Origin of the sequence: Streptomyces sp. NPDC007164, assembly GCF_040634135.1 — a bacterium.
Classification (GTDB): domain Bacteria; phylum Actinomycetota; class Actinomycetes; order Streptomycetales; family Streptomycetaceae; genus Streptomyces; species Streptomyces sanglieri.
The window spans coordinates 1-13,484 of the sequence record NZ_JBEYFB010000065.1; the positions used below are offsets into that span (position 1 = coordinate 1).

3 protein-coding genes are annotated in these 13,484 nt (G+C 68.3%); 1 reads left to right on the forward strand and 2 read right to left on the reverse strand.

The features are described from left to right. Window positions 1–185 precede the first annotated feature (185 nt). The gene (locus ABZ622_RS37830) at window positions 186–2,969 is read left to right on the forward strand and encodes a PQQ-binding-like beta-propeller repeat protein (RefSeq protein WP_360551251.1); all 2,784 of its coding nucleotides are present in this window, start codon (window positions 186–188) and stop codon (window positions 2,967–2,969) included. On the opposite strand, the gene ABZ622_RS37835 is transcribed toward ABZ622_RS37830, so the two are convergent. Beyond that, window positions 2,948–3,898 carry a Dyp-type peroxidase gene (locus ABZ622_RS37835; RefSeq protein WP_360551253.1) on the reverse strand — a complete coding sequence of 317 codons (951 nt, stop codon included), beginning with the start codon at window positions 3,896–3,898 and terminating at the stop codon, window positions 2,948–2,950. The genes ABZ622_RS37830 and ABZ622_RS37835 overlap by 22 nt on opposite strands. A 1,393-nt stretch (window positions 3,899–5,291) precedes the next feature. Beyond that, window positions 5,292–13,292 carry a polymorphic toxin type 43 domain-containing protein gene (locus ABZ622_RS37840; RefSeq protein ID WP_360551255.1) on the reverse strand — a complete coding sequence of 2,667 codons (8,001 nt, stop codon included), beginning with the start codon at window positions 13,290–13,292 and terminating at the stop codon, window positions 5,292–5,294. Window positions 13,293–13,484: the final 192 nt, after the last annotated feature.

The following is a 13,484-nucleotide window of genomic DNA, read 5'->3' on the forward strand; positions in this document are numbered from 1 at the left end:
GGGAGAAGGAGCGGGGCTGGGTGCGTGCGGCTGCAAGGCGGAGGATTGAGGCATGGCAGAGCCATGGTGATTGACGACAACGCCGCAGACGCGCGCACCCAGCCCCGCGACGCCGCCCCCCAATTGCCGGTCGGTCTAAGATCGACGCTCCGGTGCTCAGGCACGGTCAGCGAGGGGGGTGCGCCATGGAGGCGCTGCGTCAGGACGATCCACGCCGCTTCGGCCCGTACACCGTGCTGGCACGGCTGCGCGAGACGGCGAGCGCCGTTCAGTACCTCGCGCGCGCCGCGACCGCACCGGACGCGGTGGTGATCACCGCCGCCCGGCCCGAACTCGCCGCGCTGCCCGCCTTCCGGCGCCGTTTCCAGGCGGAGGCCGACACCGCGGACCGGCTGACCGGCGCCTGGTCCCGGCCGCAGCCGGCCGACGCGGACGACACCCCGAACGACGTCCCGGACGACACCCCGGACGAGTCCCCGGACGAGGACCTGCTGTGGACGGCGGGCCCGTACGTACCCGCGCTGACACTCGCCGAGGCGATCGGGACCACCGGGCCGCTGTCCGAGCGCGCGGTGCGGATACTGGGCGCGGGCATCGCCGAGACCCTCTCCCGGGTGCACGCCACCGGAGCCGTGCTCCAGGGCCTGGCTCCCCGGACGGTGCTGCTGGCCGGGGACGGGCCTCGGCTCACCGCGTTCGGCCCGCTGGGCGCGGCGGCCGCCGCCGAGGCCCGGCCCGGCGGCCAGTTGTCCGTACGGCTCGGCTATCTGACCCCGGAACAGGTGGCGGGCGAGGAGCCCGGACCGGCTTCCGACCTCTTCGTGCTGGGCCTGCTGCTGGCGTACGCGGCGACCGGCACCACCCCGCTCGCCGACGGCCCGGCCGCCGAGGGCCCCGAGCGGATCGCCCACACCGCTCCCGAACTCGGCGCGGTTCCGGAGGAGTTGCGCGACCTGGTCGCCCGATGCCTGGCGAAGGCCCCGGCCGACCGGCCGAGCGCCGGAACGGTGGCGGCCGAGCTGGCCCTGGAGGGCGCGGCGGGCATGGCGAAGGGCGGCTGGCTGCCCGAGGCGTTGGCGGCCGCGGTGGCGGAGCAGGGGGTACGGGCACGGGAGGCGGTCGCGTCCGGCCGCCCGATCGAGGGACCGGCGGGCGGACCGGTGTCCGCATCCTCCGAGGGCCCGGCCGAGGGTCCTGCCGATGCCCCGGTCGGCACCCCGGTGGATGCCGCTGCCGAGGGACCGGTCGACGCCCCGCCGAGCGAGCCGGTCGACACACCGCCGGGCGCACCGACCGACACGTCCACCCCCACCCCTCCCGTCGAACCCCTCCCCCACGTCCTTCCCCTCCCGGACACGCAGACCGCGCAGTTCGGGAACCTCGGGCGTCAGGTCCCCAGGACCGACCGCCCGACGACCCAGCTGTCCGTCCCGCCCGAGCTGACCGTCCAGCCCGAGCCGACCGGGCGTCCGGCCGCCCCGGCATCTGCGGCGCCCACCTCGGCGGCCCTCCCGGCCGCCGGGCCCGCCGCGGCCCTGCCCGGCGGGGTCCCCGCCGTGCCCCCGCCGATGGTTCCGCCGGTCCCGCTGCCGGTGCCCGCGGGGCGCCCCGCACTCTCCGCCTTCTCCGCGGCAAGGCCCACCTCCCCCGACGCCAAACGGCGCACCCTGCTCATCGGACTCGCCGCCGGGGCCGCCGGCCTGGTCGTCGGTGGCGGCGGCGCGCTGGCTCTGGGCGGCGGTGACAGCGGGAGTACGGACGACCCCAAGCCCGCGCCGGGTCACAGCGGTCCCACCGTCGCCGGACTGCCGCCGCAGCCCCGCTGGGTGTACACGGTCCCGGCGGCGGAAGAGGCACCGCTCACCGCCGCCGTCTGGAACGACCGGCTGCTCGTACTGACCGGCAAGAACGGCGCGACCGCCGTCGACCTGCGCACCGGACGCCGGATCTGGGAGAACGCGGACGCCGCCGAGGGGCGCGCCGCCCTCCCCGCCGGCAAGGACCTCTGCTTCATCGCCGCCCCCTCCGGTTTCCTCTGGCTCTCCCCGAAGGACGGGAAGACCGTGCACCGGGCGGAGCACGCGGCCCTGTCCCCCGGCATGCCGAAGCTCTCCGCACCGGAGTTCGTCGGCGCGTCCGGGCCGGTGATCTGGTTCACCGGGTCCGAGAAGGTCACCGTCAAGGCCCCGCCGCCGAAGAAGGGCAAGAAGCGCGGCAAGGACAAGCAGGTCGTCAGGGCCTACGTCTTCGCCTACGACATCGTGCGGCGCGAGCAGTTGTGGCGTGCCCCGGTACCCGCCGGACGCGCCCCCGGCACCCCCGTCCACCGGCTGATCGCGGTCGGCCGGAACGACCTGGTGATACGTCAGACCCCGGCCACCCTCACCCCCGGCGACGTCAGGTCCGCCAAGGGCAAGGCCGTCTTCCGGAGCTTCGACCGCAAGACCGGCAAGGCCCTGTGGACCAAGCAGTTCGGCACGGTCGCCCCGGACGCGGCGGCCATGGGCGACGACCGGGGCCTGCTGTACGCGGCGGTGGGCGACGACCTCCAGGCGTTCGAGACCCCGGCCGGCAAGCCGAAGTGGACGCTGAACGGCACCGGCGGCACCCCGTACGGCACCCCCGTCGCCACCGGAGCCGTACTCCACACCACCAACCGCAACCAGGAGGTGGGCGCGGTCGAACGGGAGACCGGCCGGCTGCGCTGGCGCCGCTCGACGGAGGCCACGATCGGCACCGCCGCCCCCGCCGTCACCCTCAGCACGACCGGCCGCACCCTGCTGGCTGCGGACGGCTCCCAGGTCACCGCGTTCGCCGCCGAGGACGGCCGGCGACTGTGGAAGTTCCAGGACATCGGCACCCAGGCCCCGAAGGGCCCCACGGTCACCGCCCCGTACCGGGTCCTGACGACCGGCCGGACCGCCGTCGTACAACGCGGCCGGATCTTCTACGCGTTCCCGGTCGCCTGAGCGAACAACCCGTCGATCCAGCCGCCCCCGGGCGGCGGCACGAAGAAGTACCCGCCGCCGGTGGTGAGGAGGTACTTGGCCATGGCCTCACCCGCCAGGCGCCTCTGCACAGCCTCGAACCCCTTGGCCAGGTCCCGCTGGAAGCAGGAGAAGATCAGCCCACTATCGCCGTCGCCCCGGTCGTAGTTGTAGCTGCGGCGCACCAGGGGCGGCGGGTTGCGCCGGTCGGGGGCGGCGAGCCGCACATGCGAATCCAGCGGTGTGACCCTGCCGTTGGGGTCCGCCACGAAGCCGGGCTGCTCGTCGGCCGGAGTCCCGTCGAGCCAACGGCCGTCCCGCCGCCGCCCGATGATGCGCTCCTGCTCGCGCACGGAGTCCTTGTCCCACAACTCGGTCGCGAACCGCACGATCCGCACCACTTGATAGCTGCCGCCCACGGCCCAGTCCGGCTCTCCCTGCCCACTGCGCACAACGGCCCGATCGGCCACCTCGCGCCCGGTTCCCGGATTCCCGAACCCTTCGGTGAAATGAAACGGATTGCGGGCAAGCCCCTTGCCACCCTCGACCCGGTTCTCGTCCCGGACCCCGTCGACCTCCCACCGCACACGCCACCCGGCGGCCTGCCTCACCACTCGCTCGGCAGCCTCCTGCACTGCCCTCTTGTCGGCCCCGGTCACCTGTACGAGCACGTCCCCGTGCGACTGAGCAGGGTCGAGCAGATCCCCAGCAGAAGACGGCATTGCCCTCAGTCCGCGAGGACGTTGCGCCCGTCCCAACACCTCTCCGGCAAAAACACCGCTCCCCAAGGCGAGCCAGGCGTCAACGCCGTCCCTGTCAACCGCCGCAACCGACTGCTGCACCCGGGTCAGGGCAGTCTTCAGTGCTGGTGGCTTCCGACCTGACAGATCGCCAGCCGGATCCAGGGCCATGACACGCGTACAAGCGGCAGGCAGCACCCCTCGCAGAGAGGCCAACGAGCCCGTGGAATCACCGGGTGACGTCCGGAAGGGCGAGGCATCCGTCGCCAACACGCCGACCCCTCCCGCGGCCACCACGGTCGCACCCAGCAATATGCCTCTTCTGCTTCTCACGCCCACATCCCCACCCCAGGGCCGACCTTGAGGGCCAGAACCCGGACATCACGTCACGTTCGCACCGAACCGCAAATCTATAGGGAGTCTCCAACTGCCGACGGGCTTCTAGTCGGCTCGGGTGACCTTGGCGTGGTCAGTGACGACACGCCTGAACAGGTCGTGGCCGGTGCGTCCGGCGTGGACAAGTGCCCAATCCTGTGCGGCATCTTGCCTGTCGCGCGGGCCGGATTCGGCGCCGCAATCCTCGGCAACGCAAACCCTCTCGTAGGCGATGCCACCCTCAGAGGCGTGGCGAATGACGTGAAGGACATGCCGATAGACGGCGCGAGGGCTCACTGATGCCTCTCGGGGTGGCGTCGCATATAAACATCGCAGTCGCTGACAGTCGTCATGTCGCCGACCGCCCGGGACCGATCGCGCACGCCGGCCAATTCAGCACAGCCTGCACAGCCTTCGACGGGTGTCGGCTCAAGCTCCACACGCAACGGGAGTACTACCGGCTCGGTGGTCCCCGTGACTCCGCCTCCAACAGCAAGCCGTCAGCACTCTCAATGACGTGCTCGGCGGAGCCGACGACTGCTCCGACAACTCACCACCATGGCCTCTGTCCGCTGGCGTTGTCATCGTTGTCGTCAAACGGCACAGGCGCCCTCCCGGAAAGATCCGAGAGGGCGCCTTTGTTTATCACTCAGACGCCTTCACGAGACGTCTAGCTGTATGCCGCGTCTGCTGACCCACCCATTTAGCTGCAGCCAATTCCCGAAGAAGTGCCAAATGCTCCTCCGTGACACCCCTCTCCGTCATCCACTGGACTGCCCGCTCGACCCAGTAAATACTTCTACTTCTGACTGCCATCGTCAGCACGTCATCGATGGGAATCAGGGATTGAAGTCCTTCTGGTGACAACCCGAATTTTTCTGCGGCGGATGACAAGTCCGCCCGTAGAGACAGCTCATCTGCATCCAGAATGACCACCCACGACGAGGGCATACTTTCCGCTGAGGATTCAACTACACCGTCAAGTCGGCCGAGAGTCCACACGCCCTGCCTATCGAGTCCCAACCAAATTCCAGTGTCGCTGATCCGTACCAACGGCAGCCATATGACAACTCCGACCTGGCCCGGGTAGGAAGAGAGAATCCAGCATCTCGCAGGCACGGCCGAGAGCTCGGCAGCCAGATCACTCACTGTCACGTAGCCTGCCTCAAGAGGGGAATACACTTGGACATCACCTTGCTCCCCAATGCATACTCGTGGTGTGATTCACGGATATTCCGTACTGATCCATGAAGCTCTGAAATGCCTTCCTGTTTGAATCATCCCAGTTCATTCCATAGTGACCGGACCATTCATTGGTCTGCAGTTCCCCGTCAGGCCCTCGCCGCAGCCGACCCCCCACCATGGTCGACTTATCCGCTCCAATGGCACTCCCAAGGAAATCATGACCACCAACGCCTTGATTGGCGCCAGTCGCGAAGCGCCCGGTGGTCGGATCGAAGACGAAATCTCTCGGCTCGTTCGGGCGGAAACTCCTCACCGAGCCGACCGATTTCACTCGATTACTTACTTCAAGAATCCCCTTGGCCGGACCGCTTCCATTAATAAGGCAATTGTGAACGAGTACCGGGGTCTCGCCCGCCAGCACATAGTACGTATGCAGGTCATCAACGGTGAGGTTGTAGACCTTCGTTGACTGGGCCCTGTGCTTGGTGGCGGCGATCTGGACCCAGGTGCCGGCGCTCGTCCGAAGCCATTGGCCGGCCTTGAGGCTTCCTGCCTCTACCCACTGGTGGAGTGCGGGCACCCAGAACAGGTGGCCCTCGGTGGCGGTGATGTGGCCGTTCTTCGCCTTCTGGGCCTGACCGGTGTCGATGGTGAGGTCGACGAGTTGTTTCTCCCCGTTCCCCTCGATGAGGGCGGTGACGGCGCGGGGCCCGGATTCGCCGGTCTGTGGGTCGGTGGCGAGAACCTTGTCGCCGGTCTTGATGTCCTTGATCGGCTTGCGCGTGCCGTCCGCCATCAGCACGGGGGTGTCGGCGGTGAAGCTGTTGTGGGTCAGGCAGCTCCCGGCCCGCATGGTGCCCCTGGCAGCCATGAAGGCGCTCAGGGCTTCGCCGGCCATGCCGAGCATGCAGCCGGTCAGGGCGGCGTTTCCGACTTGTCCCCAGTTGACCTTGCGGCCGGAGAGTCGCTGGAACGCCCAGTCGATGCCGCCGTCCATGAGCCCGCCGACGGCGCAGGCGGCGATCATGGGGTTGTTGCCGGTGGGGTCGGTGTAGGTGGTGGGTGAGGACAGGGCGTACTGGTAGAGGTTGGTGCCGCCGGCCTGGCCGATGGGGTCCTGGGAGATGAAGCGGCCGGTTTCGGGGTCGTAGTAGCGGTTGCGGTAGTAGAGCAGGCCGGTGCCGTCGTTCTCGCGGCCGGTGAAGGTGTACGGGTTGGAGGAGGCTGCTCCGGTGGTGGTGGGCTGGCCGTTGGGGTCGTAGGCGTATTTCGTGGCTATGGTGCCGTCGCTGTTGGCGAGGCCGATCACTGAGCCGAGTGCGTCGGTCAGGTAGGTCTGGGTGGTGCCGTTCTCGGTGCGGGTGAGGAATTGGTCCAGCCCGGAGGTGGCCACGGTCGCGGTGGTGTCGCCCGTGCCGTTCTGTTCGACCAGCGGGTTGCTGCCGTCGGTGAGGAACTTGTTCGTCGTCCCGCCGACGGTCCTGGTGCTGCGGGTGCCCAGGGCGTCGTATCCGAAGCTGCTGTTCTGTCCGGCCTTGGTCAGGCCGGTGAGCTGGCCGCGTGCGTTCCAGGTGTAGTCGCGGATGCCGTCGGTCTTGAGCTGGCCGTCCGCGTCGTAGGTGAAGGGGCGGCCGCCGTAGGTGGTGATGCGGTTGTCCTTGCCGAAGACAGTGCCCGTCTCGGCGGCCGGCAGGGCGACGTTCGCGAGGGAGCCGGTCAGTCCAGTCTGCAGGGCCCGTTCGTCGCGGGTGTAGTGCAGGTCGCCGATGTTGCTGGTGCCCCGGGCGTAGGCGATGGATCTGATGGCGCCCGTCTTGTCGTAGCCGGTGGTGCGGATGATGCCGCCGGGCATCGTGGCCGTCTTCTCCCGGCCCACCGCGTCCAGCTCGAACCCGATTTCCTGGGTGCCGGAGGTGATGGAAGTGAGGATGCTGGATGTGTCGAAGCCGTAGCTGGTGGTCCGACCGCCCGCGGTCATCGTCGTGCGGCGGTCGGCGGCGTCGTAGTCGTAGCTGACGGTGCCGTTGGGGCCGGTCACCGCCTTGGGCCGGTCGTAGGTGTCGTAGGCGAAGGACTGGTTACCGGCCTGGCTGTCGTTGATCTGCTTGAGCAGGTCGTGGCCGTCGTAGTCGTAACTGACACTGGCTTCGGCCTGCCCGGCGATGTCGACGCCGTACTGGGCGGTCTTGGCCCGGCCCAGGAGGTCGTAGGTGGCGGTCGCGATCTTCCCGGAACGGCTGGTCGCCTTCTTGAGCAGTCCGGCCGCGTCGTACTCGAACTTGGCCTGGGCACCCACGGCGTCGGTTGCCGTCTCGGGGCGGTCCGCGTCGTCGTACTTCCAACTGACCGTGTTGTTGCGGGCGTCGGTGAGGGTGGTGAGGTTGCCGTTGTCGTCGTAGTCGAAGCCCGTCGACCGGCCGAGGGGGTCGGTGACCTTGCGGGGCTGGTTCAGCTTGTCGTAGACGACGGTGGTGAGTGAACCTGCCGTGTCGGTGAGTGCGGACGCCCTTCCGGCGGCGTCGGTGAACTGGCTCGACACCCTGCCCTCGGCGTCCTTGACGGAGACCAGGTCACCGTTGCGGTAGGTGAACTCTGTCACCGCGTCGGCGTTGTCCGTGACGGATTTGATCTGCCCGTCCGGCGCGTAGGTGAGAGTGGTCCTGCGGTCCTCCGGGTCGGTGACCGTCCGCAGGTTCCCCTGGGCGTCGTAGCCGAAGACGGTTTCGTTGTCCAGCGGGTCGGTCACCCTGGTGGGCTGGTCGAAGGGCCCGTCGAAGGTCGCCGTGCCCGAGGCACGGGCGTTGGCGGTACCGGCCTGCTCTACGGAGCGGGTCACATGACCGTTGGCGTCGTAGGTCAGCTCGGTGCGCTGTCCGTACGGGTCGACGATCGCGTCGATGCGGTGGTTCGGCCCCCGGACGTACTGGGTCCTGCGTTCGAGCGACGATCCGCGGGCGGCGATGTCCAGGACGCCGTACCCGGCCGCGTCGAACTCGACCCGGCGTATCGCGCCGCCCGGCTGCGTCACCTCGGTCGAGGTGATCTGGCCGGTGCCCGTCTGGGTATAGGCGAAGGAGTATTTCGCGCCTTCGGTGAGGACCTGGTCCTTGACCCTCCCGTCCGGATAGAACGAGTTGGCCATGTACGTGATGTTGCGGGCGTCCGTCGCTGTCAGGATCCGGTTCGAGGAGCCGTCGTAGGTGTAGCGGCTGACCTTGTCGGCCGGGTCCGTCACCGTGCTCAGCCGACCTGCGCTGTCGTACTCGTAGACGGTGGTCCGACCGGTGTTGTCCCGCGCCTCGTGCACCCGGTGCTTGGTGTCGTAGGCGAGGGAGATCCAACGGCCTCCCGGAGTGGTGATCCGGGTGATCTCGCCCTTGTTGCCGGACAGCCGGGTCAGCTTGAGCGCGTTGCCGTGTCTGTCGCGGATCTCCTTCAGCGGTGAGTACAGCGGGAAGACCCACACGCTGCCGTCCCGGAACCGCAGTTCCCACTGGTTGTCGCGGCAGGCAATCTTCGAACCGCGGAAGCCGGTCGGAGTGTCCAGCGGCTCGAAGACGGCATCGATGTATCCGGTGCCCGATGACGTGCGAGTGAAGTGGACCTTCTGACCGCCCGGGAGATACAGATCAACTTGTTCGTACTGCTTCTCGGAGTGCAGGAAAGCGTTGTAGGACAGGTCGCGGCCGATACCGAAGGCGCGTGGCTGGGTGTCGCCCTGCCAGTAGGTCCGGTTCACCTCGGCCGAACCGAGCGGGTCGAGGACGCCCAGGTCGGTTCTGGAGTCGGTGAGCTGACCGGTGGCCAGGTCGACCGGGTCGCCGGACAGCCAGTCGATGACGTCCTTGAGCCCGGTCAGGTCCCATGGCACGAGGTCGGTGACGTTGAACATGGCACCGTGGAAGGCCCATACGCGAGTATCCGCGTCGGGGACGACCTGCCTGCCGTCCGGGCTGACCTGGCCGTGGCCGTAGACGTGCCAGCCCTTGTCCTTGGGGTCGTAGTCCATGAAGTCGACGGGGGCGCCAGGGGCTTCGTGGGTGTAGTTCGGGTAGACGATCTGCGCGCCCTTGGGGAAGACGGTGGTACCGCCCGGCTGCACGGTGAAGTAGACGGGCACCACACTGTTCTTGGGCAGCGGGAACGGTGGCCGGTCGATCGGGATCGCGGTGATCCCCAGCTCGGTGACTGCTTTGCCGTTCTCGTCCCGCACCACCGATCCCTTGGGGATGCGTACCTCAAGTCCCGGGATCTGTGGGGTGGTCAGTGTGATGTCCTTCTTCGCCGGTGCGTCGAAGGTCACGGTGTGCTTGGTGTCCAGAGGAGTCAGCCACACGGGGAAACCGAGGTCGGTGCTCCGGCCGGCCCTGGGGCGGATGCGGATGTCGAAGCGGCCGTACTGGCGTTGCTGGGTATCGGCGCTCGCGCCATCCACGACCAGGGTGGTGGCGTCCTCACTGATGCCCGTCAGCAGGAAGCGGCCCTTGGCGTCGGTGTGTCCGCGCTTGTCACCGACCCGGACGGTTACGTCGGCCAGGGGTTTGCCGTCCAGTTTCAGTACGCGGCCGGTCAGTGCCGTGGTGCCTGGCGGAGCTCTGAGCCTCGCAGGTGCCTTCGGTGTCTTGCCCCGGGCCGTGATCCAGTCCCGGCCCTTCAGGTTCGCTTTGCCCGGCTGCCAGGCATCGGCACCCTGGGGCAGGATGCCCGCATGAGCCGTCGCCGTCTTCGGTGCGGCACCGGAGTCGGATGTGGGAGTTGCCTTGTCCTTGACGGCTGCCGGGGTGGCGGCTGTGAGGGTGGTCGTCAGGCCCAGGTTGAACGTGCCGGTCCTGGAGGACGACGGGTTCACGGTCAAGGTGTACGTGCCAGTGGCGGGCAGGGCCGACAGGGCCTTTGTCGCCGTGGTGTCGTTCATGTACGCGGCGTCGTAGAGCCACTTGCCGTCCGGCCCCCACAGTGACAGCTCCCAGGCGCTGGGCGGGGTGTCGAGGCCGAGGGTGAGCTTCTGCCCCTCGGTGCCGGTGAAGGTGTAGCGGGCGTTCTGCCCGGCCGAGGTGACCGAGACGGCCTTCCTGCCGCCATCCGCGATGAGCGTGCCGCCGTCCGCGTCGGGCAGCAGGGTGGCCTTCACATGACCGGTCGCCGGCTCATCGGGCTGAAGCAGAACCTTGTGCGTGCCGGCGACCAGCGGAGCCCGCAACGCACTGTCGAAGGTCGTGTCCGACATGTAGCCCAGGCGTTCGTCCTTGTCGGCACCAGGGGCCCAGTGCGCCACTCTGACCAGCTCGGTCAGGGTGCTGTCGCTGAACACGACGGCCGCTCCGGCTCCTGCCACCGCGTTGTAGGTGAACTCCAGCTGCTGCCCGGGACGGGTGAAGTCTCCAACGGCGGTGGGCCGATCCGCCGACAGCTCGCCGGCGGTGACTGGATTCGACAGCCAAAGCCTGGCCTCACCCGTGGCCGCGTTGTCAGGTGTGATCACCACCGCATATCTGGCGCCCGGCGTCACTCCGGTGAGGTAGAACGCCGTCGGCGAGTGGGCGGAGACGTATCCGAGGTAGGTGCCTTCTCCACCTGCGGGCCCCACCAGATAGGCCTCGCCCGACGCGGCGAGCGTGCTGTCGGTCAGGGCGAACCCGAACACCTTGGCGTCCGGCGCGATGAACTCAGCACGGATTTGCTGGCCGGGTCGCGTGATGGCGGCTTGCTGCGCGGGACCGTCGGCCGTCAGTGCACTCACCACATCGGCCGACAGTGTGAGCCGTACTGTTCCGGCAGCTCCCAGATATGGGTCGATCACCACGCGGTACAGGCCGGTCTCAGGCAGGTCTGGCAATTTGAAGACACGCGCTGAGCCAGAAAGCAGGACCACGTCGTTGAGAACTTTTGCACCTGACGGCGCAAATACGGTGACATACAGCGAGGAAGTGAACATGTTGCCGCTGAAACCCAGCGACAGGTCATCTCCTGCCGCGGCCTGGAAGGTCGATTCCGCGTTCTGTCCGAATCGGTCGATGGTCACATCAGCCGTTGCCCCTGCCGTGGTCAGCTCGGGGACGACCGTCGGATTCGACAGCGCCAGCGTCAACTTTCCGGTGCCTATGTTCTGCGGCTTCAGACTGAGCGTGTAGGTGCCGCTCGCTGTCAGGGTGGGGCTGTCCCACTCACTGGTGGAGTTCGCGGACACGATGAAACTGCTGTCCACCACCTTGCCGTCCGGCCCGCGCACTTCGATCGACGTGTACGCCGGGAAGCCCTGCGACTTGGCACCCAGCGAGATGCGCTGGCCCAGCTGGGCCGAGAAGTGAGCGATTCCGTTCTGGCCCGGCCTGCTGATGGCGAGTTCCGTGTCGGGGCCCGTGACAGCGAGCTGCCCCGCGTCCACGTCGTGCGAAGCCGTCACCTTGGCCGTGCCGGTGGCAACATTCGCGGGGTGCAGCCACAGGTCGTAGCGGTCCGAGGTGGGCAGCGAGTCGACTTCCAGCTTTCCGGTGGATCCCCCCGACACGTAGGCGAGATCCACGGACTTTCCACCCGGTCCCAGCAGGTCCACGCGCAGGGACGCGCCCTTCGCCATGCCGGTGGCATCGATCCCGATGCCGAGCGACTCGCCCTTGCCACCGGACAGCGTCCAGTGCCCCTCCTGCCCCGCCCTCAGCATCGGCGTGTCGGCGGTCGGCCCGGCCAGGTCCAACACACCGCCGGAGGCCTTGGACACCGTCACTGTGGCCGCACCGATGTTGGCCGGTCCCGGATCAACCACCAGGGAGTACGTCCCATCCGTGGCGAGGTCGTGGGCCTGCCAGGTGCCGCCCGTCATATTCAGGTAGCCCGTGCCGTCCGTCTGGACACCGTGCGGGTCGTAAAGTCGCAGCGTCAGATTCGAGTTGAACGTCGACGCAGTGACCGCGAAGCCGATGTCGTCGCCCCGCTCGGCATCGAAAAGAACCTGCGCACGCTTACCCGGTGTCGTGATCGCCACCGCCGGAGGATTGTCGTCCGTCACCGAGGTGCGCACCGTGGTCTCGAACGTGCCGTCGTCGCTGCCGGCCGTCATGGTGAAGTCCGACGGAGCCGTGGCAGTTCCGTCCGGCGTCTCCACCTGGACACGGCCGGTGGTAGCCCCTTCGGGCACCTTCACCGTCACCGACGTGGCCGTGGCACTGACCAGTTCACCCGGCGTCCCGCCGTTGAAGCGCACCACATTGTCCGTCGTGGCCGAGGCGAACCCCGAACCCGACAGCACTACCTGCGTGCCGGGCGCTCCGGATATCGGCTCCATCTTGGAAACCACCGGTCCCGAAGGGGCGAGCGCGAACGATTCCGACGACTGCGCGCTGGAACCCCCCACCGTCACCGAGACCTTGCCGTCGACTGCGCCCGTCGGCACCGTCGCCGTCAGCCGGGTAGCCGTCGCCGAGGTGACTGCTGCCGCCTTGCCACCGAAAGAGACGGCGTTGTTCGCGGCTGTCGTGGAGAAGCCCGTGCCCGACAGCGTCACCTTGGCCCCGGCCGCAGCTCTCACCGGGACCACCGACAGCACGGACAGCGTGCTGGAGGCGAAGCGGTCCACACCCAGACGGTTGCCGGCCTCGTCGTAGCGGTAGCGGGCGGTCTCACCACCCGGATCGGTCACCCCGACCAGGCGCCCTGCCGCGTCGTAGGCGTACACAGCGTCGCTGGTGGTCGGCGCATCGGCCGGCTCGGTGTCACCCTTCGGTACGGCCGTTCTCGGCTGCGCGGGCTTCGAGGGCAGCGCGGAGGGGGACGGGCCGCTGCTTGGGAGGCTGCCGGGAAGCTCCGACGGCGCCCCCTCGGCGCGGGTCGCTGCGGACGGGACCGGAACAGGCGTACGAGATGGGTCCGGAGCCGCCTCTGCGGAGACCGCGCCACCTGCCAGCGCAAGCACCAGGACACCAACGGTCAATGACCGCCGGAGCGTGGAAAGCCGTACCCCGAACTCTTCGCCGCGCACGCGCACCGCGTCCCCCCAGGACAACCACATGAATCACAACAGAGCCACGAAACCCGCACTCCCCATGCAGGCCGTCACAACCTACACACATTCCGTCACGTTCATGCCTGGGATCACGGAAGAACTCGTACGGCCGAACGAATCGAGCCACGGCCTTCCGGGCGAACCCGTCCGCCGCCACACCGCACGGTTCTTGCATCTCCCGACACCGAGTGACCGTAT